We start from the raw sequence: 21,927 nt of genomic DNA on the forward strand, positions 1-21,927 counted from the left end.
ACGCCTCTGAGGCAGTGGGGGAGGGCGTGCCGGACCCCGCGTCTGCGGCATGATCCGCCGGACAGGCCCTGGTGGGCACGATGACCGAGGCTCCGGCCGGCCCACGGGCCTGGACGGTAGTGGGACCGGACGCAACCTTTGAACGAGACGGACATTCGGTGATCGACTACGACGGTGAGGCGCGCGACTACGACGCCTCGCGCGGCGGTGAGCCCCGCGCGCGGGCGGCGGCCGACGCACTCGAACGACTGCTGCCACAAGGACGATGCTCGGTCCTCGACATCGCCTGCGGCACGGGCATCGTGACCAGGAGACTGCTACGCCCCGGGCGTACGGTCCTGGGAGCGGACCGTTCACCGGCCATGTTGGCGTTGGCGGACAGGCGGGTACCGGGCGGTGTCGTACGCGCGGACGCGACCCGGCTCCCCTTCGCATCCGCCAGTGTGGACGTCGTCGTCATCGTCTGGCTGCTGCATCTGCTGGAGGAATCGGTCCCCGTGCTGACCGAGGCGGCCAGGGTGCTGCGCCCCGGCGGCACGCTGATCACCACTGTCGACAAGGACGAGGCGTACTTCGTCCCGGACAGCGATGTCGCCCGCGCGACGGCCGAACCGCGCCTGCGGTACGCGCCCCAGGTGCCCGATCACTCCTCCCGGGTGACCGGCTGGGCGGCCGGCGAAGGACTGACCGTCGCGGGCGAGACGGTGTTCCGGGGCACCGGCCAGGGGCGCAGCCCGCGCACCTGGCAAGAAGTGATCCGGGCGGGACGCATCCCATGGGCACCCGCGGGCGAGGCCGCCGGCGTGTGCGAACGGCTGGCCGCCCTGCCGGACCAGGACACCGCGCGCCCCGATCCGCTCTACCGGTTGATCGCGTTCCGGCGCCACGGCCCCGGCACTAAGGTCGACTCGGCCCACACGCACACGATGTGAAACAGGAGAGTCTGATGGCTGCGGACGACGCCGACGGCACCTACGGCAAACTGCTCGCTCTGCTCGACGAGCACGGGGCCGCGTACCGAGTGATCGAGCACGCCCCGGAGGGTGGAACCGAAGCGGTCAGCCGCCTCCGGGGCCACGCCCTCGACCAGGCCGCCAAGTGCATCATCGTGATGGTGAAGATCGGCAAGAAGGAGAAGCGCCACGCCCTGGTGGTCGTACCGGGCGACAAGCGGATCGACCTGCCGGCGGTGAAGGCCCTCTACGGCGGCAGCTACGCGTCCTTCGCCTCGCCCGACGTCGCCGAGGAACTCGCCAAGTCGCCGAGCGGCACCATCCTTCCCTTCTCCTTCGACGACCGGTTGGAACTGATCGTCGACCCCGGGCTGTTGAACCACCCCGAGTTCTACTTCAACGCCGCCCGGCTCGACCGGTCGCTCGCGCTGTCCACGGACGCCTACCGGTCCATCGCCGAGCCCCGGGTGGAGCCGGTCTCACTGGACTGACGGGGTGAGCGCCAGGGCCATGCCCAGACAGACGAGCACGCTGCCGATCACCTTGTTCAGCACGGCCTGCCGCAGCAGCAGCCGGGCGCGCAGACTCTGGTTGGAGAAGAGGGTCGCGGCCAGGGCGAACCAGACCAGATGGGCGAAGGACATGAACAGGCCGTATCCGATCTGCTGGGCGATCGGGGTGTCGGCGCTGACCACCTGGGTGTAGGTGCTGAGCACGAAGAGCATGGTCTTGGGGTTCAGCGCGTTGGTCAGGAACCCGGTCCGCAGGGCCCCGGCCTTCGACAGACCGCCCCTGTCGGAGAGGTCGATGTCCACCTTGGCCTTTGTGACGAACGTCTTGTACCCGATGAACACCAGGTACGCGGCACCGATCAGTTTCATGGCGGTGAAAAGGGCGGGAGTGCGTGTCACCAGCAGCCCCACCCCGAGCATGGTGTAGCTGACGTGGACGAGCACCCCGAGAGAGATACCCACCGCCGCCAGAACTCCCGCGGTCCGTCCATACAGATAGCTGTTTCGGACGGTCATCGCGAAGTCCGCTCCCGGACTGATGACAGCCAGGATGGTGATGACCGCTACGGCGATGATCTGACCCATTTCCCCGTTTCCTGTTTTCTCGCTCGATTGGCGCGAATTGTGCGGGGGCGCCGTTTGGCGCCCCCGCACACCCTCGACGTCAGGGCTTATGACGATAGGTGATCACCAATACGTCACGTGAGGCGGGGGTCTCGGGATCCAACTGCTCGACGGGCGAGACGCCGTGGAAAACCCGTTCGTCGTTGACGAGTGCGATATCAAGGGTTTCGGCCAGGGTGAATTTCTCCACCGGGGACTTCTCCAGATTGAAAATGGTACTTTCGCCGCCGATGGCGTTGTTGCGGCCGATCATGGCCATCAGGACGAAAGTGACACCGTCCCGGTGCACCCCCTCGGGGGTCGGTCTGCCGACCTCCTGGCCGTTCACCTCGATGCGGAACTGGTGCGCCTCGATGTGCCAGCCCGAGTAGGGGGCGAGGCCGCCGAAGACGCCGGCACCCAGCCTGACCAGGCTGTCCATGGTGTTGCCACGCAGGATCTCGGCCTCGAACGGCTTGTAGTGCCTGGCTATTCCGCCGTTGAGGTTGTTGTAGTCCAGCGTCTGGTAGTGCGGCTGATGGTCCTCGACCCGGTAGTCGTCGCCCGCCCTGGGTGCGCTCAGCGTGGCGTGGCGACGGCGCCGGTAGCGGCCACCGTCGGCCATGTAGCCGTCGAGCGGCATTCGGCTCCAGCTCTCGCGGAACGCGCCCAGGTCGGCCAGCGCGTTTTCGGACCGCTCCAGGAGAAGTTCCTTCACCCGGTCACCGGGAATCAGTTCGTAACTCTTCCCGGAGAGAGCCGTGCGGATTTCTTCGATTCCGGAATCGTAACGCGAAGACATTCATCCCCCTGGCTTCGTGATTACCACTACCTCCGATCATGAGGTTTGGGGTGCCGCGTGTCAACCGGAATCCGGGCCGGGTCGTGAATTCTCTGAATTGGAGTATCCTCTGCCGGGTGTATTTCGGCAATAAATCCAATCGATGGGGTGTTTCGGTTCTGGCCGAATTATTGGTGGAGGCTTTTCTGCTTCCTCTATGCTGAGGAATTATTGGAGCTGCCATTGAGCCGTGGCGGCCGGCGGGGGCAACCGGTGGTGCTTCAGGGCGCCGGGCCGCCCGTCCCTGCTAAAATCCCCCAGCTCATTCCTTCGGGTCGACACCTCCGGTCATCGAACAACCGGACCGGGTGTCGACCCTTTTTGATGTCACCCCAGCAGCACTCCGCACCGACGGGCCACTCACCGCGCCCGCCGGTCCTTCGTCATGGAGTTCGACAGATGACAGACACCGCTCTGCCCGTCCCTCATGTCCCGCCCCTCCGGCGGAGCCCAGGCTTCCGGAACTTCTGGCTCTCCCGTGCCGTGTCCGGTCTCGGGTCCGCCGTCACCACCGTCGCGCTGCCCGTCCTGGTGTTCCAGCAGAGCGGGTCGCCGCTGCTGGTGTCCCTGGTCGCGGCGGCCGGGACGCTGCCCTACCTCGTGTTCGGGCTGATCGCGGGCGCGGTCGCCGACCGCGTGGACCGGCGCACCCTGATGATCGTCACCGACTGCCTCAGCGCCCTGTGCCTGGGCTCCGTCCCACTCGCCCAGGCCCTGGGCGCGCTCACGGTCGGACACGTCGTCGCGGTCGCGTTCCTCTCCTCCACCCTCTCCCTCTTCTTCGACGCGGGCGGCTACGGCTTCGTCCCCGCCCTCGTCGGCAAGGACAGGCTCCCCGACGCCAACAGCGCGCTCTACGGCGCCGAGACCGTCGTCCGCATCATCGGCAACGGCGTCGCGGGCGTCCTCATCGCCCTCGTCCACCCCGTGGGCACGCTCACGCTCGACGCCCTGAGCTTCGCCGGCTCCGCGCTGTTCCTCCGGGCGGTCGCCAACTCACCTGCCCGCACTGCCAGTTCCTCGGGTCCGCGGCCGGGGTGCCGGGAGTCCGTCGGAGAGGGGCTGCGCTTCCTGGCCGGGCATCCGACGCTGCGGGTCATGACCGTGGTCGGCACCCTCCAGTCGTTCTCCGGCGGAGCCATCGTCGGCCAGCTCGTCGTCTTCGCCGACCGCGTCCTCGGCATCCACGGCACCGACGGCCGTATCGGCCTCCTCTACATGGCGTGGAGCGCCGGCGGCATCGGCGGCTCCCTGCTGCTGCCCCGACTGCGGCGCCGCTACGACGCCTTCCCGCTGCTCCTCCTGGTGCTGCCGGCCGGCGCGCTGCTCGGACTGGTGGTCGTGTGCTCCACCGACCGGCGGATCGCGCTGGTCGCGCTGGCGGCCTGGGGAACCGCCTATCTGGTCGTGCTGGTGAACACGATGACCTACTCCCAGGAGGTGACTCCGGCCGAGCTCCAGGGCCGGGTCAACACCACCCGCCGCATGCTCTCCTCCGGCCTGGGCGTCCCGCTCGGCGCCCTGGTCGCGAGCGCCGTCACGGTGTCCGCCGGCATCCGCGCCGGGATGGCCACGGCGGTCGTCTCGATCACCCTGGCCGCGATCGTGGTGTGGGTGGTGCGGCTGCGCGGTCTGCGGGAACCGGCCGCCGGGGCGTAGCCGTCACGCGAGTCCCCCGGAGGGGTCACGACCCCGCCACCCGAGTGAACCGCCCCGCCACCCGCAGATCCGCCTCGATCCGCCCCGCCGTCTCCAGCAGTTCGGGCAGCACCGCCCCGACGTACTCCTCGGCCGGCCGGCGTGCCACATGGGTCGCCGTGTTCAGCGCGGCGACCACCCGGCCGGTGCGGTCGCGGACCGGGACGGCGAGTGAGCGCAGGCCCACCTCCAACTCCTCGTCGACCAGGGCGTACCCCAGGGTCCGGACCCGTTCCAGGGCGGCCGACAGCGCCTCGGGATCGGTCAGCGTGTGCGGGGTCAGGGGACGTGGGGCCACCAGGGCATCCCGTACGGTCGCCGGCGGCGCGTCGGACAGCAGCACGCGGCCCAGTGCCGTCGCGTACGCCGGGAAACGGGTGCCGACCGCGATGTTCACGCTCATCACGCTGCTGGTGGCGACCCGGGCCGTGTACTGGATGTCGCCGCCCACGAGGATCGCCAGGGACGCCGACTCGTGGATGCGGGCGGCCAGGGCGGTCAGGTGCGGGGTCGCGAGGGACGGCAGGGTGGTGCGGGAGAGCGGGGGGAAGCCCAGCGACAGCACCCGGGGTGTCAGGGTGAAGCGGCGGTCGCCGGACGCGGCGACCAGGCCCAGGTGTTCGTAGGTGATGAGCGCGCGGCGGGCGGTGGCCCGGGCCAGGCCCGTCGCCTGGGCGACCTCCGTGAGGGTCAGTTCGGCGCGGCCCTCGCCGAAGGCCGTCAGGACCGTCAGTCCGCGGGCCAGGGACTCGACGAACTCCCGGCCCAGTTCCTGCTTGGACGCGCCCGTCCAGGTCGCCAGGCCCGAGGGCGCGGCCACCGGGTCCGGCCGGGGCGCGGTGCGCAGGTCCTCCTCCATCGCCTCGACCGCCGCCCGCAGCCGCGGCAGCAACGTGTTCCGCAACTCCGCCGCCGTATGCCGGCTGGTGTGGCTCACGATGCTGGCCACGCACGCGATCGTGCCGGTACGGGGATCGCGGACCGGTACGGACACCGCGACCAGGCCCGGTTCGATGAGCTGGTCGTCCAGTGCCCAGCCGTTCTCGCGGGCCAGGGCCACCGCGCGTTCGAAGTCGGGGCCGGGTGACGACGGCGAACGCGGGGGTACGGCCGGGAAGCCCCGGTCCTCCGGGTCCGCCGTCCGGCGCTCGCGCCAGCGCGCCCAGTCGCGGTCGGTCCACTCGGTCGCGAACAGCGGTCCCGGCGCGGTGCGTTCGGCCGGCAGCAGGTCGCCGATGCGGAAGCTCAGGGACATCGCGCGGCGGCGGGTCGCCTGGTGGATGAAGCGGATGCCGTCCCGGTCGGCGACGGCGAGGGACACCGACTCGTCGAGCTCGTCGGCGACGGCGTCCGCGCGGGCGTCGAGGACGGCCGGCAGCCGCAGGGCGGCCAGGTAGGCGTTGCCCAGTTCCATGATCCGAGGGGTGAGAACCGTGTCCCGGCCGTCGAGACGGACGTATCCCATGCGGGCGAGCGTCGCGGTGATCCGGTCGACCGTGGAACGGGCCAGGCCGGTGGCCCGTTCCAGCGCGCTGAGGCTCAACGTGCCGCCCGCGTCGGTGAGTTGACGCACCACGGCGATCCCGCGGATCAGCGGGGCGACCGCCTCGACGGGCACGGCTCCGGCACGGTCGTCCAACGTGGTCTCAGCGGGCATCGGCTCTCCGGTACGGCGATCTCGGCAGCCCTACGGTAAGCCCGCGCCCGGTGCGGTCACCGTCGAGCCTGCGACACCCGCTTCAGGAGAGCGGTGCTCCATCCCCTGAGCACCGTCACCCCTACCGCGTCCGCGTGACCGTCACCCGATAGTTCCCCGCCGCGTCGGCCCCCGTCACCGCGACCCGAACCCCCCTGCGAGGATCGTTGAACGATTCCCCCGCAGTGAACGGCGCATCCGACAACTCCGCATGCACATTGGGACTCCGAGTGCAGCCCCCGCTGTCCCGGTGCGCGTCGTACACCTTCACCGGGCCCATCCCCGTGTCGACGTCCGCCTCCACCTTGTAGATGAGGACACCGGGGCGGCACACCGCCTCGTCGTTGCCCTCGTGGGTGCGCAGTTCCAGGGCGTAGCCCGTCCGGCGGGAGAGCGGGACGAAGACCAGGCGGGTGCCGTCGCCGCCGGGGCGTTCCAGCGGAGTCAGCGTGTACTCCGAAGTGCCGCCGGTCATCGCGCAGTTGACCTGGGACGGGTCGAGCCAGCCGAGTTTCCACTTGTGCCAGCCCAGGAGGTCGTTGTCGGCGCCCCAGTCCTCGCTCATGATGTCCCAGTGGCCGACCGCGCCCCCGCCCTCCTGGGTGTAGAGGTCGGGCAGGCCGAAGACATGGCCGTTCTCGTGGGGGAGGACGCGGTAGCCGGTGCGGGCGTAGGAGCCGGAGCCGTCGTCCTGGCGGGAGTAGACGAAGGAGGCGTTGGAGACGGGAACGCCGTCCGCGACCGGGGCCTCGGTGTTCCCGGCGAACGTCACCGAGAGGACCGTGTCCAGCGCGGAGGGGCCCGCGTTCGGGGTGACCAGGACGTTCAGGAGGTCGTACGACCGGAAGTCCACGGTCGGGTCGGCCGCGGCCACGATGTCCTGGACGAGCTGCCGGTACCCGGGGTCGAAGGGCGCGCCGCGTTCTATGCCGTAGGACTTGAAGGGCTTGGGCATGCGGAGCCAGTGGGTGACCGGGGTCTCGGGGCGGTAGTCGAGGCGGCCGTAGGAGCTGGTGCGGAACCACTCCTGGGTCTGGGGGAAGAACTCGTGGTAGCGGTCCATGGCGGTGCCCTGGCCGGGGGCGTCGGAGAAGTCGACCATCAGGGTCAGGGCGTGGACCGTGCCGGTGGAGCGGGAGTAGCCGCCCGGGGTGGGGATGCCCTCGGACATCTCGGTGTCGAGGGGGCCGTTGATCATGCAGGCGCCGAGTGTGGAGGTGCGGGCGAGCGCGATCGGGCCCGCCGCCGTCGTGGCGCCCGGGGTGAGGCGTCCGGTGCCGGCCGAGGTGCTGACCGCGAGGGTCAGGACGGTCACGGACGCGAGGGCTGCCACGCGGCGCGGGCGTATCCGACGGCTGGGCTGCATGCAGGGAGACCCTTCGCGCCACGGCAGCCGCCGGTCTCCGGCTGCACCCTTTCGATCACCCTGTGTCGTGCGGTGCGAGGGCGCGCGCTGGAGGAGACCGACCGTGTGGTCGTGCGGGAAAAGGGGTCCGAACAGGGGCCCAATGGAGTGTGACCCAGGTCACATGAAATGTCCCACTGAGTGGGAAATAACCGGGGAGCGTTTCCCCGTTTAGCCATGTGTCCGAGCGAAACGGGGAGTGGGTCCCCGGATCGCGTCAGCAGTCCAAGACCCTCAGAGCCTCAGGAGCAGCCGTGACGACCGCGACCCCCGTACAGCGAAAGGTGCCCCGGCCGCGTGCCGACGCTTTGCGCAACCGGGAGCGGATCGTCACCGCCGCCCGCGAGATGTTCACCGAGTTCGGCCCCGATGTGCCGCTCGACGAGATCGCCCGCCGGGCCGGCGTCGGCAACGCCACGCTCTACCGCAACTTCCCCGACCGTGACGCTCTCGTTCGCGAGGTGGTCGTCTCGGTCATGGACCGTACGTCGGAGGCCGCCGAACAGGCGCTCACCGAGACCGGCGACGCCTTCGCCGCTCTGGAGCGCTTCGTGCACGTGTCCGCCGACGAACGGATCAGCGCGCTGTGCCCGATGATCTCCAGCACGTTCGACCAGTTCCACCCGGATCTGGAAGCCGCGCGGGAGCGGGTCGAGCAGCTCATCGACGAGGTCATGGACCGCGCCCGGCGGTCCGGACAGCTCCGCCCGGACGTGGGTGTCGGCGATGTGATGGTCGCCGTGGCCCAGCTCAGCAGGCCCCCGGCCGGCACCGGTTGCCTCAGCGCCGACCGCTTCGTACACCGACACCTGCAGCTGTTCCTGGACGGACTGCGGGCCCCGGCCCGCTCGGTCCTGCCCGGTACCGCCGCGACCATGGAGGATCTCCGGCAGCCCTGACCGATCAGTTCGGCGCCGATTAGTTCCGAGCGTCACGCCTGTCTCAACAACAAGCGTCCCCGATCACGTTCTTCGACGTTTCACGTCCTTCTTCCGTATTTTTCCGTCACGAAGTCCCGAAGTGGGTACCACCATGTCTGAAACAGCTCGAAGCGCCTCCGGCGCTCTCGACAAGGCCTCCGAGGCCGCCGAGCACGAAGCCCATTCCAACCGCTGGAAGGCGCTCGCGTTCATCGCGCTCGCCCAGCTGATGGTCGTGCTCGACGCCACCATCGTGAACATCGCCCTCCCGTCCGCCCAGACCGACCTGGGCATCTCCGACGGCAACCGGCAGTGGGTCGTCACGGCCTACGCCCTCGCCTTCGGCGGTCTGCTGCTCTTCGGCGGCCGTATAGCCGACCTGTGGGGCCGCAAGCGCGCCTTCGTCGTCGGTCTGACCGGCTTCGCCGCCGCGTCCGCCCTCGGTGGCGTGGCCACCACCGGCGCCATGATGTTCGGCGCCCGTGCCCTCCAGGGCGCCTTCGGCGCACTGCTCGCGCCCGCCGCGCTCTCCCTGCTCGCCGTGATGTTCACGGACGCCAAGGAGCGTGCCAAGGCGTTCGGCATCTACGGTGCGATCGCCGGTGGCGGCGGCGCCGTCGGCTTCATCCTCGGCGGTGTGCTGACCGAGTACCTCGACTGGCGCTGGACGTTCTTCGTGAACATCCCGTTCGCGATCGTCGCCGCGCTCGGCGCGTACTTCGTCATCCGTGAGCCGGAGGGCGGCCGCAACCGCAACCCGCTCGACATCCCGGGTGTCCTGCTCTCCACCCTCGGCCTGGTCTCGCTCGTCTACGGCTTCACCCGCGCCGAGTCCGACGGCTGGGGCGACTCCTCGACCATCGCGCTGTTCATCGCTTCCGCGGTCCTGCTGGTCTCGTTCGTGATCGTCGAGTCCAGGGTCAAGGCCCCGCTGCTGCCCCTGCGTGTGATCACCGACCGCAACCGCGGCGGTATCTACCTCTCGCTCGGCATCGCCATCATCGCGATGTTCGGCACGTTCCTCTTCCTCACCTACTACCTGCAGGTCGTGAAGGGCTTCTCGCCGATCAAGACCGGCTTCGCCTTCATGCCGATGATCGTCGGCATGATGGTCGGCTCGACCCAGATCGGCACCCGCCTGATGACCCGCCTGCCGGCCCGCCTGCTCATGGGCCCCGGCTTCCTGGTCGCCGCGGTCGGCATGCTCCTGATGACGCAGCTGGAGATCGGCTCGTCCTACGCCTCGATCATCCTGCCCGCGATGCTGCTGCTCGGCCTCGGCATGGGTACGGCGTTCATGCCCGCCATGTCGCTGGCCACCCTGGGCGTCGAGCCCCGGGACGCGGGCGTCGCCTCCGCGATGGTCAACACCTCGCAGCAGGTGGGCGGCGCCATCGGTACGGCCCTGCTGAACACGATCGCCGCCTCCGCGACGACCGCGTACATCAAGGACCACATCGCCGGCGCGGGTACCTCCAAAACCCAGCAGCAGCTCGTCGCGCTGCAGGGCCAGGTGCACGGCTACACCAACGCCATCTGGTTCGCCGTCGGCATGCTGGTGACGGCCGCGGTCATCGTCTCGGTCCTCGTCAACGCGGGCAAGCAGGGTTCCGACCCGGTCGCCTCCGGTGACGGAGTCGAGGACGAGTTCAAGGTCCCGGTCGTCGCCCACTGACGACGCCCGACCCGGTCGTACCCCCTTCGCACCATCCGTACGTACGGGGAAGGGGACGCCCCGTACGTACGACTCCCAGGAACTGCCCTGGCCCTCCGCCGAGTTGAGCGGCTCAGCGGAGCCAGGGCAGATCCGCGCCCGCCTCGTCGGGCTGAAGTCCCTCGGCGACGATCTCCATGATCTCGCCGAGGGACTTCTGCTGTTCCGGGCTCAGCCGCTCGAACAACGCCTGCCGTACGGCGGTCACATGACCCGGCGCGGTACGGCTGAGCACCTCGTACCCCGCGTCGGTCAGCACCGCGAACTGGCCGCGCTTGTCGGAGGGGCAGTCCTCGCGGCGCACCCACCCGTTCTTCTCCAGCCGCGCGATCGCGTGCGAGAGCCGGGAGCGGGTGATCTTCGCGTTCATGGCCAGCTCGGTCATCCGCAGCCGGCGGCCCGGCGCCTCGGCGAGCTGCACGAGGAGGCCGTAGTAGATGTGCGGCATGCCCGCGTCCCGCTGGAGCTGGCGGTCCAGATGGTCCTCCAGGAGGGTGCTGGCGTGCATGTAGAAGCGCCAGACACGCTGCTCCTCGGCGGTGAGCCAGCGGGGTTCGTCAGCGGAGACCGCTTCTTCAGCGGGTGCGGGTGCCGTGTTCATGCCCCCCACTGTACGAGAGCCCTCCTTGAAAGTTAAACAAACGGGGCGTAAGCTGCGCTACAGGGAATTTGAGAGTTCAAGCATGGGGAGTGACCGTCATGTCCACCGCCGCACCGGAGCGCATGCCCGCCCTCTATCTCAGCCACGGCGCGCCGCCCCTCGCGGACGACCCGATCTGGCCCGGCGAACTCGCCGCCTGGTCCGCAGACCTCCCCCGCCCCAAGGCGATCCTCATGGTCTCCGCCCACTGGGAGGAGGCCCCCCTCGCCCTCGGCGCCACCGACCCGGTCCCCCTGGTCTACGACTTCTGGGGCTTCCCCGAGCACTACTACCAGGTCCGCTACGACGCCCCGGGTGCACCCGAACTCGCCGAGTCCGTACGGAAGTTGCTGCGCGCCCCGGGCATCCCCGTGCAGGACGTCCCCGACCGCGGCCTCGACCACGGGGCGTACGTCCCGCTCGTCGAGATGTTCCCGGCCGCCGACATCCCCGTCCTCCAGGTGTCGATGCCGACCCTCGACCCGGTGAAGCTGATGGAGATCGGCCGCAAGCTGGCACCCCTGCGCGACGAGGGCGTCCTGATCGTCGGCTCCGGCTTCTTCACCCACAACCTGGCCGCCCTGCGCCACACCGGCGGCGGAGTGCCCACCTGGTCCTCCGAGTTCGACGACTGGGGCAGGCGCGCGCTGGAGGCCCGGGACTGGGACGGCCTGCTCGACTTCCTCCACAAGGCACCGGCCGGGCGCTACGCCCACCCGCGCACCGAGCACTTCGCCCCGCTGTTCGTCACCATGGGCGCGGCGGAGGCCGCCGGCGAACTGGACGCGCAGCACTCGGTGATCGACGGGTTCTGGATGGGGATGGCGAAGCGGTCGGTGCAGTTCGGCTGAGCGCCCCGCGGGGCTACAACTCCTTCTCGTACCAGGCGACATCCCAGTAGCGGCCGAACTTGCGGCCCACCTCCCGGTAGGTGCCCACCGGCCGGAAACCGAAGCGTTCATGCAGCCGCGTGGACGCTTCGTTGGGCTGTGCGATGCCCGCGTACGCCCGGTGCACGTCCTCGGTCGCCAGATCCGCGAACAGGGCCTTGTAGAGCAGCGTTCCGATACCGCGCCCGCCGGCGCCCGGGGCGAGGTAGACCGTGACCTCGACCGAGGTCGAGTAGGCGGGCTTCGCCCGGTAAGGGCTGGATGTGGCGTAGCCGAGGATTCGCTGTGAGTTTCCTGGGAAGGTCCCGTCCACGGCAACCTTCAACCGGTATGGGCCGTCTTCAGGGTGGGAGAGCAGCCAAGGACGGCGCTCCTCCGGCGTGAAGGCGGCGGTGTCGAAGGTGATCGGGGTCTCGCGTACGTAGTGGTTGTAGATGTCGGTGAGGGCATCGAGGTCGTCCTCGACTCCCGGCCTGACCTGCACCTCTGTACGTTCCGACGGCATCATGCCTCCCTTGTGGCCGGACAGGGTACTGCAAGATCAGAAAAATAGGGGAGTGGGTCGGGAATTCTGTCCGGATTCCAGTCGTTGTTTCCATCAGATGCAGGGCACACGAGAAGAGTCACGAAGAAGACAGTGCCCGAGCATCCGACGAACACCTGCTGACCCACCATCGCAAGGGAGCACGCATGGCAACCCGTGCCGTCGCCCGTCGTAAGTCCGCCTCCGGCGAGACCTCCGGCGTGGCACGCAGTGTTCGCGCCCATGGCGGCGAGATCGCCGACCGCGACCTGGTCGGCATGTATCTCGACGAAATCGCGCGCACACCGCTGCTCGACGCCGCCAAGGAAGTCGAGCTTTCACAGACCATCGAAGCGGGCGTGTTCGCGCGCCAGGTCCTCGACGGCGAGGAGGAGTCCCAGGCGGACGCCACCCGCGAAGAGCTGGAGGCCCTGGTCGCCGAGAGCGAGCGTGCCAAGGACGTCTTCATCCGGTCCAACCTCCGCCTGGTCGTGGCCGTGGCCCGCCGTTACCCCCGTAGCGGCCTGCCCCTGCTCGACCTGATCCAGGAGGGCAACGCGGGCCTGGTCCGCGCGGTCGAGAAGTTCGACTACCGCAAGGGCTTCAAGTTCTCGACGTACGCGACCTGGTGGATCCGTCAGGCCATCACCCGCTCGATCGCCGACCAGTCCCGGACCATCCGGCTCCCCGTCCACCTGGTGGAGGAGCTGGGCCGGATCCGGCGCGTGCAGCGCGAGTTCAACCGGAAGAACGGCCGCGAGCCCGAGCACGCGGAGATCGCCGCCGAGCTGGACACCACCCCGGAGCGGGTGACGAACGTCCTGGACTGGGCGCGCGACCCGGTCTCCCTGAACATGTCGGTGGACGACGACGGCGACACCCAGTTCGGTGACCTCCTGGAGGACACCTCCGCGGTCTCGCCCGAGCAGTCCGTGATGACCCTGCTGCGCAGCGAGGAACTGGACGACCTGATCGGCCGCCTCGACCAGCGCACCGCCTCCATCATCAAGATGCGGTACGGCATGGAGGACGGCCGGGAGCGCACGCTCACCGAGGTCGGCAAGGAGCACGGCCTCACGCGCGAGCGCATCCGGCAGATCGAGAAGCACGCCCTGCTGGAACTGAAGAAGCTGGCCAGCCAGACCGGTTTCGACGCGGCGGCGTAAGCGTCGGACCCTCCGGCGGGGGCGCCGGAGGGTCCGACGGCTCGACAACCCCGGCGGCCTCCGCGGCCCCGGGGGCGCGTACGACTCAGGGTGCGCGCCCGGCCGCGTACGCCGGGTGGCGGGAGACCGCGCAAACATGGCCGCGCAACGCCGCTTCAATCCGCGAGGCCCGGGGAACAAGACTTCAGGGCCCAGGAGTTGGGGATACGGGCGTTGCCCCGCGACCCACTGAGCCAAGTCCCGACGCAAATCCCCCCCCCCCGGCGCCGGGACTCTCCCGAGCCGGGCTTCGGCGCCTGTCCCCCCAGGCGTCGGGGCCCGGCTCTTTTTTCACGCGCGGGCGAGGCGGAGAAGCCGCGGACATGGTGGGATGGCGGGGCACCCCGTACCTGAACCCCGGGGTGGCCCGCCGAATGGCAGATTGTGCCACAGCGGCATAGCCTGCCGGTGTGAGCAGCCCCACCCCAGCCCCGGATTCCCGTCCCGTCTCCCCCTCCGCACCGCTCTCGCTGACCGAGCGGCGCAAGGCCGAGACCCGGATGGAGATCGCCAGGGCGGCGGCCGGACTCTTCGCCAGACACGGGCTACGAGCCACCCGCGCCGAGGACATCGCCCAGCGTGCCGGTATCGCCCCGCGCACCTTCTACCGCTACTTCGCCACCAAGGAAGAGGCCGTCGCCCCGCTCTACGCGGCCGGCGCCCAACGCTGGGCGGACGCGGTACGCGCGGCCCCGCCCGCACTCTCGGTGCCGGAGGCCCTGGAACACGGCGTGCGCCACACGCTCACCCCCGGGGTGGGCGTCTCCACACACTCGTGGACCTGGGCGCGCACCCTGATCGGCATGGCCGAGTCCAGCCCCGGCCTGCGCAAGGTGTGGGCGGAGGTCTGCCAGGCGTCGGAACGGACCCTGGGCGAGGTCCTGTTGGAACGTGTCACCCACGGCGACCCCGCCTTCGCCGACCCCGCCCTCGCCGCCGGCGCCCCGAGCGCGACCTCCCCGGAACTGCGCTTCGCCGCCGCCGTCGCGAGCGCCGCCGTACGCACGGCGGTCGAGGGCTGGGCCACCGGAAAGGAACACCCGGGCACGCTCGCCGGCCCGGCGGAGTCGGCACTGCGGAACCTGCGGGCGCTGCGGGACTTTCCCTGGGGGGACATCGGGGCGGCTCGGGGGGTGGGGTGAGCCCCAGTGGAGTGGGGTGAGGCGCGACGGGGTGGCGTGCGACCGCCCTACTCACGCCGTTCCCCCAACACCGGTCCGCCCCCCGCCGCCCTGCTCAGCCGTTCCCCCAACTCCCGTACGCAGCGCACCAGTTCCGCCGGTTCCTGGACCGTGAACTCGAACTCCAGCAGGGCCAGCCGGGCGGCCAGCCAGCGCACCTCGTCGCCGGTCGTGGCCCGCAGACGGCAACTGTGCGCGTCGAGCGGCTCGGGTGTGCCCATCCAGGCCGGGACGCGCGCGGCGACCACGTCGGCCGGCGCGGCGAAGGTCACGGTGTACTCGTAGGCCCGCTGCTGCCGGTACATCGACTGCCGCAGATACTCCGCCGCACTCCCCGTCGGCAGCTCGCGCGGCGCGAACCGCGCCCCCGTCGCGAACGGCTCGCTCACCCGGTCGACCCGGAACGTCCGCCAGTCCTCGCGGTCGAGGTCGTAGGCCACCAGGTACCAGCGCCGCCCGGTCGAGACGAGGCGGTACGGCTCCGTCACGCGGCGCGACTCGGTGCCGTCCTTCGCGCGGTAGGCGAACCGCAGCCGCTCGTGGCCGGCCACCGTCGAGGCCATCACGGTCAGCGTCTCGGGCGCGATGCTCGCCCCGTCGCCACTGGTCAGCGCGGTCGTGGCGGCCTGGAGGGTGGCGACGCGATGCCGTAGCCGAGAGGGGAGCACCTGCTCCAGCTTCGCCAGCGCCCGTACGGACGCCTCGTCGACGCCCTCGACCGCGTGCCCGGCGCCCGCCCGCAGGCCGACCGCGATGGCCACCGCCTCCTCGTCGTCGAGGACCAGCGGCGGCATCGCCTTGCCCGCGACCAGCCGGTAGCCGCCGTCGGCGCCCAGGGTCGCCTGTACCGGGTAGCCCAGTTCGCGGAGCCGGTCGATGTCCCGCCGGACCGTGCGGCGGGAGACCCCGAGCCGGTCGGCCAGCTCGCCGCCGGGCCACTCGCGGGGCGTCTGGAGGAGGGAGAGGAGCTGGAGGAGCCGGGCCGGGGTGTCCGTCGTCATGAGTTCGAGGATGCCGTAGAACTAGGACACGATCTGACCTAATGGGGTCATAGCTTCAAGCCATGACCTCCACCGAACTCCTTGTGGACAGCCCGGCCGTCTCGACGGAACCGGCACGTACGGCCGACCGGCGGCGCTGGTTCGCCCTCGCGATCGTGATGACCGCGGCCTTCATGGACCTCGTCGACGTCACGATCGTCAATGTCGCGATCCCCTCGATCCAGCGGGACGCGGGCGCCTCCTTCAGCCAGATCCAGTGGATCACGGCCGGTTACGCGCTCGCCTTCGCCGCCGGACTCATCACCGGCGGACGGCTCGGCGACATCTACGGCCGCAAGCGGCTGTTCCTGCTCGGGATCGGTGGCTTCACGCTCGCCTCCGCGCTGTGCGGCTTCGCCGCGAACCCGGAGATGCTGGTCGCCTCGCGCATCCTCCAGGGCGGGATGGCCGCGATGATGGTGCCGCAGGTGCTGTCGATCGTGCACGCCACCTTCCCGGCGCACGAACGCGGCAAGGTCTTCGGGCTGTTCGGCGCGATCGTCGGGCTCGGGGCCGTCTCCGGACCGCTGCTCGGCGCACTGCTCACCGAGTGGAACCTCTTCGGTCTCGAATGGCGCCCGATCTTCCTGATCAACCTGCCCGTCGGCATCGCGGGCCTGATCCTCGGCAGCCGTTTCATCACCGAGTCGAAGGCCCCGCGCGCCCTGAAGCTGGACCTCGTCGGCGTCGCCCTGGTCACCCTCGGGCTGCTGATGCTGCTCTATCCCCTCACCCGGGGCGACGAACTGGGCTGGCCCGCCTGGGGGTTCGTGTCGATGTCCGGTTCGGTGGGCGTCTTCTGCGGACTGGTGGCGTACGAGAAGCGGAAGGCCGAGCGGGACGGGTCCCCGCTCGTCGAGCTCTCCCTGTTCAAGGTGAAGAGCTTCGCGGCCGGCATCGCCGTGCAGACCGTCTTCGGCGTCGGACTCGGCATCTTCTTCCTGGTCTGGACGCTGTACATGCAGACCGGTCTCGGCTGGAGCCCGCTGCGGGCGGGGCTGACCGGCGTACCGTTCTCGATCGCCTGCTCGGTGGCGGCGGGGATGTCCGTGCAGAAACTGGTGCCGCGTGTCGGCGGACGCAATGTGCTGCAGGCCGGTGCGCTGGTGATGGTCGTGGGTGTGCTGCTCTACCTCTGGGAGGCCGACCGGTACCAACTGGCCATCGCCTCCTGGCAGATGGCGCTCCCGCTGGTCGTGATGGGCGCAGGCATGGGCCTGATCTTCGCCCCGCTGACCGACACGATCCTCTCCGAGGTGCCGCGCGAGTACGCGGGTTCGGCGTCCGGACTCATCAACACCGTGCAGCAGATGGGCAACGCGCTGGGGCTCGGGCTGGTGTCGGTCGTCTTCTTCGGGTCGATCGGCGACCGGCTGACCCAGGCCGAGGTGGGCCCGGCGTTCGTCGACGCCTTCCAGAACGCGCTGGGTTGGGTCGCCGCGGTGATGGGCGTGATCTTCCTGCTGATGTTCGCGCTGCCGGGGCGGGCGGCCACGGCGGAGGCGGCGGCCAAGGGGGCTGCCTCCGACGGGAGTTGATGTCATCCGCTGCTGCCGTCCGCTGACGCACCGCAGTCGAGCGCCCCGCCCCGAGGCCGTACCGGGGGCGGGGCGCTCGACGCGAGCCGCCGGAGTTGGCGTACGCCGGTGCGTGAGGGGAGGCGCACGCCGGGCGGATCCGACGGCGGACTCGGTACCGAACGCCACGCTGTGTGCCGAAATCACCGCTTCTGGACCGGACACTCCGGCTTCGGAGCTGCTCGGGCGCTCAACTCGCCTGCCCCGCAAGAAAACTGACAGGGTGAAAGATGGGGCGGGAGGGGCGGTGGGAGGGAGAGCGGGAGGGGTGAGGTGATGCGGCCGAACGGTCGTGCCCTTATCCATTAGTCGATATTTGGTGATGTGCTGTGGTGAACCGTTGATTCATGGACGGGAATCCGTTCCTGGCGCCGATTCGCCGTATTTCCTCTCGGCTCGGATTGCCTCTCGGAAAGTAATTGCCGAGGCGTCGGCCGGTTAATTGGGCGGGTGTGCCGTCGGCCGATAGGGGTGTCGTCGGGGCGGGGGCGCTTTGGCCGAATCTGTTTGGTCTTGATCGATTGCTGTCACGTGGGGAAGTCGTCCCGCGCCGGTGCGGATAGGGGCGGTCTTGCTCGCGCATGCATAAAAGGGGTAAAGCGTGCGGCCGGGCGGGATGTCTCGACGGCGTGTGCGGAAAGGTGAGCGGTCGGTGACACCCCCACGGTTGGGGATTTGGGCCGGTCGTCCGGCGGCGCGGGCCGCTTCCTGCCTGACGGGGAGTGACCCAAAGCAGGTCCGTGGTGTTTACTGGGCAGCGGTCTGATCCTGACGGGTCCGGACCTTTCCGGGAGGTCCTGGGGGTGGTGCCCCGGGGCCTCTCGTCTTCGCCGCCCGTTTGTGTGGACGTCATATGTCGCCCGGCGGAGAAGGTCCCCGCCGCGCCCCGGAGGGCATGCCGATAACGGGGATAAGCGGATTGGTAATTACGCAATGGGTGGCTACTTTTCCATTCGAAGCGCGCGTGATCTCCCGTCGTAAAACCCCATGGCGAGGGGGTTTCGACCATGATCGCTAACCGTCCCGGTGCCTTCGGAATGCCGACTGGCTTATCTCTCGCGACCAGCGGTACGGTCTGTCCCGCTGCTGTTTCCGCCCGCCCGGCCTCACCAACCGGGCGGTTGCCGTACCTCCCGGAGAGGGAGGCCGGACCCGTCACTCCGGAACCTCGCCGACCAGCGGGGTTCCAGAGCCTCAACAGAACAGAGAAACAGGGAAAGGAATTCAGACCCCATGCATACCGTGATACCTCGCCGACAGCGCGTACCGCAGGGCGCGTACGCCGGAGCGGGGGAGTGAGCGTGCCCTCGACCGTCGACACCGCCCGCCCGCCCGATCTCCTCCTGGCCCCCGAGAACCAGCCCGAGGGGAGCTTCCTGCGGTGGCTGGCGGCCGAGGACTGGTGTTCGCTGCTGCGGACCGGTCTGCACGGCCGTGCCTTCGCGCGCGACGAGCAGCTGCCGATCGGGCCGGCCGACCAGGACGTGTACATCATCTGGGACGGCGTCGTACGCCAGGACCGCTTCCCGCTGGGCGCGGGGGAGAACGTCCCCACCGTCACCCGGTTCCGGGGCCGCGGCCAGCTCGTCGGCGAGGCCAAGCTCGTCACCGACGACTCCGCCGTCCGCACCAAGTGCCTGACCGGGACCGTCGTCATCCCCTGCCGCGCCCACGACTTCAACCTCCACCTGCGCAAGCGGCCCGCGGTGCAGCGCGCCCTGCTGCGCAGCCTGGAGGACCGCAACCGCAGCGACGAACTCGTCTACACCATGGCCACCAGGCCGCCCCTGGAGCGGGTCGGCAGGCTGCTGGCGCACCTCGCCGACACCGCCGGCCGCCCCGACCCCCGGGCGGACCGCGTCCGGATCACCGGCCCGAGCCAGAAGGACCTCGCCGCCGCACTCCAGCTCGCCGTCTCCACCACGGAGAACGCGATCAGGACCCTGCGCTACCACGGGATCGTCGAGGCCGGGTACCGCCGGTTCGTCGTCCACGACGTGGACGCGCTGCGCCACCGCGCCGCCGGGAACGCCCACCCCTGAACGGACCACAGCATGATGACCAGCACCCTCCTGGTGCCCCTCGCGTCCGCCCTCGGCGGGGGTGTCATCGGCGTTCTGATGTACCGGCACCAGCGACGGGTCTTCGCCTGGACCCGGATGATCCGTCGCAAGGACGAGACGAACGCCGAGTACGACAAGCCCGCCGAATGGCTCGCCGATCTCTACAAGGCCCAGTGCCGCCTCACCCGGAAGCCCTGCGCGGCCGACGACTTCGCCGAGATCTCCCAGACCGGCAACATGATCGAGGGAATAGCCGACACCACGGAGGCCGTCCGCTCCGAACTGCGGAAGGTCGTCGAGTGCGTGAAGGACTACGTCGCCACCGCCCTGCCCGAGTCCGCCCCGGCGGCCGGACGCATCGGCGTCCAGCAGCACCGTGCCCAGCTCGTCCAGGCCATGCGGCAGGAGACCGCCCGGGGTGACCTGGTGCGCGCCGTCCTCGCCGCCGAGAAGAGGATCAAGGACCTGCGCCGCAGCTGATCCCCGTTGAGCCCCGGTGACCCCCGATACCCCGTCGATGTTTGCCTCTCTGCCCGTTCATGTCCGCCTGATGCCCGAACCTGTTTACTTTCCGGAAATGTGGGCGTAGCCTCCGAGCGAAACCACAAGTTCGGGCACTGGTCGGAGGCGAACGGACATGTACGCACCGGAGCGGCAGCAGGAGATCCTCCGGCTGGCCCGTGACGGCGGCCGGGTCGATGTCGTGTCGCTGGCCGAGGAGTTCCAGGTCACCGCGGAGACGATCCGCCGCGACCTGAAGGCCCTCGACCGCGCGGGCCTGCTCCGCCGGGTGCACGGCGGGGCCATACCGGCCGGACGGCTCGACTTCGAGCCCGACCTCGCCGAACGCGAGTCGACGGCGGCCGACGAGAAGGACCGCATCGCCAAGGCGGCCCTCGCCGAACTGCCCATGCAGGGCACGGTGATCCTCGACGCCGGTACGACGGTGGCCCGCCTCGCGGGCATCGTCCCGCTCGAGGCCGAACTCACCGTCGTCACCCACTCGTTGCCCATCGCGGCCCGCCTCGCGGACCACCCGGGCATGCAGCTCCACCTCGTCGGGGGGCGCGTGCGGCACCGTACGCGCGCCGCCGTCGACGCCTGGGCGCTGCGAGCCTACGGCGAGATCCGCGCGGACGTCGTGTTCGTGGCGGCCAACGGCTTCTCCGCCGAGCACGGGCTGACCACGCCCGACCTCGCCGAGGCCGCGGTCAAGCACGCCGCGATGGGCGCCGCCCGCCGCGTCGTGCTGCTCGCCGACTCCGCGAAGCACGGCCAGGAGCACTTCGCCCGCTTCGGCGCCCTGAGCGACGTGGACCTCCTGATCACCGACAGCGGGCTGAGCCCAGAAGACGCCACCGCCATGGAGCGCGGCGGCATGGAAGTAGTGCGCGCATGATCCTCACGGTCACCCCGAACCCGTCCCTCGACCGCACCTACGAGGTCCCCTCCCTCGACCGCGGCGAGGTCATACGGGCCACCGGCGAGCGCATGGACCCGGGCGGCAAGGGCGTCAACGTCTCCCGCGCGGTCGCCGCCGCGGGCCGTCGTACGGTGGCCGTCCTGCCCCTGGGCGGTGCGCCGGGCGCGCTGGTCGCCAGCCTGCTCGACGCGCAGGGCATCGAGGTCGCGCCCGTTCCGGTCGCCGGGGCCACCCGCTCGAACATCGCGCTGGCCGAGGCGGACGGCGTCCTCACGAAGATCAACGCCCCCGGCCCCGAACTGACCGCCGCCGAACAGGAGTTGCTCCTGGAGACGGTCAGGCAGCAGTCCCGTGACGCCGACTGGATCGCCTGCTGCGGCAGCCTCCCGCGCGGCCTCGCGCCGTCCTGGTACGCCGAGTTGGTCGCCCGCGCGCACGCCGCCGGCGTCCGGATCGCCCTGGACACCTCGGGCCCCGCACTCATCGAGGCCCTGCGCGAACGCCCCGACGTCGTCAAGCCCAACGCCGAGGAACTCGCGGAGGCCGTCTCCCGCCCCCTCGCCACCGTCGGCGACGCGGTCAAGGCCGCCGAAGAACTACGGGAGTTGGGCGCGGGCGCGGTCCTCGCCAGCCTGGGTGCGGACGGCCAGCTCCTGGTCGACGCCTCGGGCGCCTGGTACGGCAGCGCGCGCGTCGACGTCGTACGCAGCAATGTCGGCGCGGGGGACTCCTCACTGGCCGGCTTCCTGATCGCCGGCGGCCACGGCCCGGAGGCCCTCGCCTCGGCCGTCGCCCACGGCGCGGCAGCCGTCCAGCTCCCCGGCAGCGTGATGCCCACCCCGGCCGACCTCGACCCGGCCGCGGTGACGGTCACAGCCGACGTCCCGGTGGACCTCGTACTGACGGAGCCGGTCGCATGAACGTTTCTACGGCCTTCAGATCTACGGCCTTCAGGGCGCCCCTCGAACCGGCCACAAGGTTGCGGCACTCCCCGCTCTTAACCGCCGCCGCCACCCCCACCGCGACACCCCGCAGTACCCCCG

The 21,927-nt window shown here is 70.2% G+C and carries 20 protein-coding genes; 13 read left to right on the forward strand and 7 right to left on the reverse strand.

The annotated features are described in order from the left end of the window. The first annotated feature begins 158 nt into the window (after window positions 1-158). Together JHN45_RS30445 and JHN45_RS30450 are read left to right on the forward strand one after the other, a co-directional pair. Window positions 159-932 (forward strand): class I SAM-dependent methyltransferase, encoded by a 774-nt coding sequence (locus tag JHN45_RS30445; protein WP_200714363.1) that lies wholly within the window; start codon window positions 159-161, stop codon window positions 930-932. Between the two features lie 14 nt (window positions 933-946). Further along, window positions 947-1,444, forward strand: a complete 498-nt coding sequence (locus JHN45_RS30450) for a YbaK/EbsC family protein (protein WP_200714362.1) — start codon at window positions 947-949, stop codon at window positions 1,442-1,444. Here the strand turns inward: JHN45_RS30450 and JHN45_RS30455 are convergent. Both JHN45_RS30455 and JHN45_RS30460 read right to left on the reverse strand, forming a co-directional pair. After that, a complete protein-coding gene (locus JHN45_RS30455; RefSeq protein ID WP_200714361.1) occupies window positions 1,433-2,050 on the reverse strand; it encodes a LysE family translocator in 618 nt (205 codons plus the stop codon). The two genes, JHN45_RS30450 and JHN45_RS30455, sit on opposite strands and share 12 nt — an antisense overlap. Window positions 2,051-2,129: 79 nt before the next feature. Further along, complete coding sequence (locus JHN45_RS30460) at window positions 2,130-2,870, reverse strand: 2OG-Fe dioxygenase family protein (protein ID WP_200714360.1); 741 nt, start codon at window positions 2,868-2,870, stop codon at window positions 2,130-2,132. A 438-nt stretch (window positions 2,871-3,308) separates the two neighbouring features. On the opposite strand from JHN45_RS30460, the gene JHN45_RS30465 reads away from it, so the two are divergent. After that, window positions 3,309-4,568 (forward strand): MFS transporter, encoded by a 1,260-nt coding sequence (locus JHN45_RS30465; protein WP_201051781.1) that lies wholly within the window; start codon window positions 3,309-3,311, stop codon window positions 4,566-4,568. A 25-nt stretch (window positions 4,569-4,593) separates the two neighbouring features. Here JHN45_RS30465 and JHN45_RS30470 read toward each other — a convergent pair whose 3' ends face one another. Next, the gene (locus tag JHN45_RS30470; RefSeq protein ID WP_201051783.1) at window positions 4,594-6,264 is read right to left on the reverse strand and encodes an IclR family transcriptional regulator C-terminal domain-containing protein; all 1,671 of its coding nucleotides are present in this window, start codon (window positions 6,262-6,264) and stop codon (window positions 4,594-4,596) included. Between the two features lie 121 nt (window positions 6,265-6,385). After that, entirely contained in the window at window positions 6,386-7,669 is a 1,284-nt protein-coding gene (locus JHN45_RS30475) for a M6 family metalloprotease domain-containing protein (protein WP_200714357.1), read from the reverse strand. 293 nt (window positions 7,670-7,962) lie between these two features. Between JHN45_RS30475 and JHN45_RS30480 the strand changes: the two genes are divergently transcribed. After that, on the forward strand, window positions 7,963-8,607 hold the full coding sequence (locus tag JHN45_RS30480) for a TetR/AcrR family transcriptional regulator (protein WP_200714356.1): 645 nt from the start codon (window positions 7,963-7,965) through the stop codon (window positions 8,605-8,607). Window positions 8,608-8,740: 133 nt separating this feature from the next. Beyond that, window positions 8,741-10,303: an MFS transporter gene (locus JHN45_RS30485; protein ID WP_200714355.1), complete on the forward strand. Its 1,563-nt coding sequence runs from the start codon at window positions 8,741-8,743 to the stop codon at window positions 10,301-10,303. 112 nt (window positions 10,304-10,415) lie between these two features. Here the strand turns inward: JHN45_RS30485 and JHN45_RS30490 are convergent, their stop codons facing one another. Beyond that, complete coding sequence (locus tag JHN45_RS30490) at window positions 10,416-10,943, reverse strand: MarR family winged helix-turn-helix transcriptional regulator (protein WP_200714354.1); 528 nt, start codon at window positions 10,941-10,943, stop codon at window positions 10,416-10,418. A gap of 98 nt (window positions 10,944-11,041) precedes the next feature. On the opposite strand from JHN45_RS30490, the gene JHN45_RS30495 reads away from it, so the two are divergent. Then, on the forward strand, window positions 11,042-11,833 hold the full coding sequence (locus JHN45_RS30495) for a dioxygenase (protein ID WP_201051789.1): 792 nt from the start codon (window positions 11,042-11,044) through the stop codon (window positions 11,831-11,833). A 13-nt stretch (window positions 11,834-11,846) separates the two neighbouring features. Here the strand turns inward: JHN45_RS30495 and JHN45_RS30500 are convergent, their stop codons facing one another. Beyond that, on the reverse strand, window positions 11,847-12,377 hold the full coding sequence (locus JHN45_RS30500) for a GNAT family N-acetyltransferase (protein ID WP_201051800.1): 531 nt from the start codon (window positions 12,375-12,377) through the stop codon (window positions 11,847-11,849). Window positions 12,378-12,562: 185 nt separating this feature from the next. Between JHN45_RS30500 and JHN45_RS30505 the strand changes: the two genes are divergently transcribed. Together JHN45_RS30505 and JHN45_RS30510 are read left to right on the forward strand one after the other, a co-directional pair. Further along, the gene (locus JHN45_RS30505; RefSeq protein ID WP_200714352.1) at window positions 12,563-13,561 is read left to right on the forward strand and encodes an RNA polymerase sigma factor RpoD/SigA; all 999 of its coding nucleotides are present in this window, start codon (window positions 12,563-12,565) and stop codon (window positions 13,559-13,561) included. A 539-nt stretch (window positions 13,562-14,100) separates the two neighbouring features. Then, window positions 14,101-14,742: a TetR/AcrR family transcriptional regulator gene (locus tag JHN45_RS30510; protein ID WP_236584290.1), complete on the forward strand. Its 642-nt coding sequence runs from the start codon at window positions 14,101-14,103 to the stop codon at window positions 14,740-14,742. A gap of 47 nt (window positions 14,743-14,789) precedes the next feature. Here the strand turns inward: JHN45_RS30510 and JHN45_RS30515 are convergent, their stop codons facing one another. Beyond that, complete coding sequence (locus JHN45_RS30515) at window positions 14,790-15,782, reverse strand: YafY family protein (protein WP_201051792.1); 993 nt, start codon at window positions 15,780-15,782, stop codon at window positions 14,790-14,792. Between the two features lie 62 nt (window positions 15,783-15,844). On the opposite strand from JHN45_RS30515, the gene JHN45_RS30520 reads away from it, so the two are divergent. The 5 genes from JHN45_RS30520 to pfkB all read left to right on the forward strand — a co-directional run bounded on the left by JHN45_RS30520 (window position 15,845) and on the right by pfkB (window position 21,804). Further along, the gene (locus tag JHN45_RS30520; protein WP_201051795.1) at window positions 15,845-17,359 is read left to right on the forward strand and encodes an MFS transporter; all 1,515 of its coding nucleotides are present in this window, start codon (window positions 15,845-15,847) and stop codon (window positions 17,357-17,359) included. A gap of 1,340 nt (window positions 17,360-18,699) precedes the next feature. Next, window positions 18,700-19,440 (forward strand): Crp/Fnr family transcriptional regulator, encoded by a 741-nt coding sequence (locus JHN45_RS30525; protein ID WP_307783228.1) that lies wholly within the window; start codon window positions 18,700-18,702, stop codon window positions 19,438-19,440. A gap of 12 nt (window positions 19,441-19,452) precedes the next feature. After that, window positions 19,453-19,941, forward strand: a complete 489-nt coding sequence (locus tag JHN45_RS30530) for a hypothetical protein (protein WP_201051798.1) — start codon at window positions 19,453-19,455, stop codon at window positions 19,939-19,941. Window positions 19,942-20,098: 157 nt separating this feature from the next. Further along, the gene (locus tag JHN45_RS30535) at window positions 20,099-20,860 is read left to right on the forward strand and encodes a DeoR/GlpR family DNA-binding transcription regulator (RefSeq protein ID WP_093628483.1); all 762 of its coding nucleotides are present in this window, start codon (window positions 20,099-20,101) and stop codon (window positions 20,858-20,860) included. Continuing rightward, on the forward strand, window positions 20,857-21,804 hold the full coding sequence (pfkB, locus tag JHN45_RS30540) for a 1-phosphofructokinase (protein WP_200717345.1): 948 nt from the start codon (window positions 20,857-20,859) through the stop codon (window positions 21,802-21,804). The genes JHN45_RS30535 and pfkB overlap by 4 nt, the downstream gene beginning before the upstream one ends. Window positions 21,805-21,927: the final 123 nt, after the last annotated feature.

Source organism: Streptomyces sp. MBT53 (assembly GCF_016654115.1).
In the GTDB taxonomy this organism is placed as follows: Bacteria; Actinomycetota; Actinomycetes; order Streptomycetales; family Streptomycetaceae; genus Streptomyces.

Excerpts from the sequence above, each read along its gene's own strand:
- JHN45_RS30450 (WP_200714362.1), top strand. The coding sequence starts at position 947 with ATGGCTGCGGACGACGCCGACGGCACCTACGGCAAACTGCTCGCTCTG.
- JHN45_RS30455 (WP_200714361.1), bottom strand. The coding sequence starts at position 2,050 with ATGGGTCAGATCATCGCCGTAGCGGTCATCACCATCCTGGCTGTCATC.
- JHN45_RS30460 (WP_200714360.1), bottom strand. The coding sequence starts at position 2,870 with ATGTCTTCGCGTTACGATTCCGGAATCGAAGAAATCCGCACGGCTCTC.
- JHN45_RS30465 (WP_201051781.1), top strand. The coding sequence starts at position 3,309 with ATGACAGACACCGCTCTGCCCGTCCCTCATGTCCCGCCCCTCCGGCGG.
- JHN45_RS30470 (WP_201051783.1), bottom strand. The coding sequence starts at position 6,264 with ATGCCCGCTGAGACCACGTTGGACGACCGTGCCGGAGCCGTGCCCGTC.
- JHN45_RS30475 (WP_200714357.1), bottom strand. The coding sequence starts at position 7,669 with ATGCAGCCCAGCCGTCGGATACGCCCGCGCCGCGTGGCAGCCCTCGCG.
- JHN45_RS30485 (WP_200714355.1), top strand. The coding sequence starts at position 8,741 with ATGTCTGAAACAGCTCGAAGCGCCTCCGGCGCTCTCGACAAGGCCTCC.
- JHN45_RS30490 (WP_200714354.1), bottom strand. The coding sequence starts at position 10,943 with ATGAACACGGCACCCGCACCCGCTGAAGAAGCGGTCTCCGCTGACGAA.
- JHN45_RS30495 (WP_201051789.1), top strand. The coding sequence starts at position 11,042 with ATGTCCACCGCCGCACCGGAGCGCATGCCCGCCCTCTATCTCAGCCAC.
- JHN45_RS30500 (WP_201051800.1), bottom strand. The coding sequence starts at position 12,377 with ATGCCGTCGGAACGTACAGAGGTGCAGGTCAGGCCGGGAGTCGAGGAC.
- JHN45_RS30505 (WP_200714352.1), top strand. The coding sequence starts at position 12,563 with ATGGCAACCCGTGCCGTCGCCCGTCGTAAGTCCGCCTCCGGCGAGACC.
- JHN45_RS30510 (WP_236584290.1), top strand. The coding sequence starts at position 14,101 with ATGGAGATCGCCAGGGCGGCGGCCGGACTCTTCGCCAGACACGGGCTA.
- JHN45_RS30515 (WP_201051792.1), bottom strand. The coding sequence starts at position 15,782 with ATGACGACGGACACCCCGGCCCGGCTCCTCCAGCTCCTCTCCCTCCTC.
- JHN45_RS30520 (WP_201051795.1), top strand. The coding sequence starts at position 15,845 with ATGACCTCCACCGAACTCCTTGTGGACAGCCCGGCCGTCTCGACGGAA.
- JHN45_RS30530 (WP_201051798.1), top strand. The coding sequence starts at position 19,453 with ATGATGACCAGCACCCTCCTGGTGCCCCTCGCGTCCGCCCTCGGCGGG.
- JHN45_RS30535 (WP_093628483.1), top strand. The coding sequence starts at position 20,099 with ATGTACGCACCGGAGCGGCAGCAGGAGATCCTCCGGCTGGCCCGTGAC.
- pfkB (WP_200717345.1), top strand. The coding sequence starts at position 20,857 with ATGATCCTCACGGTCACCCCGAACCCGTCCCTCGACCGCACCTACGAG.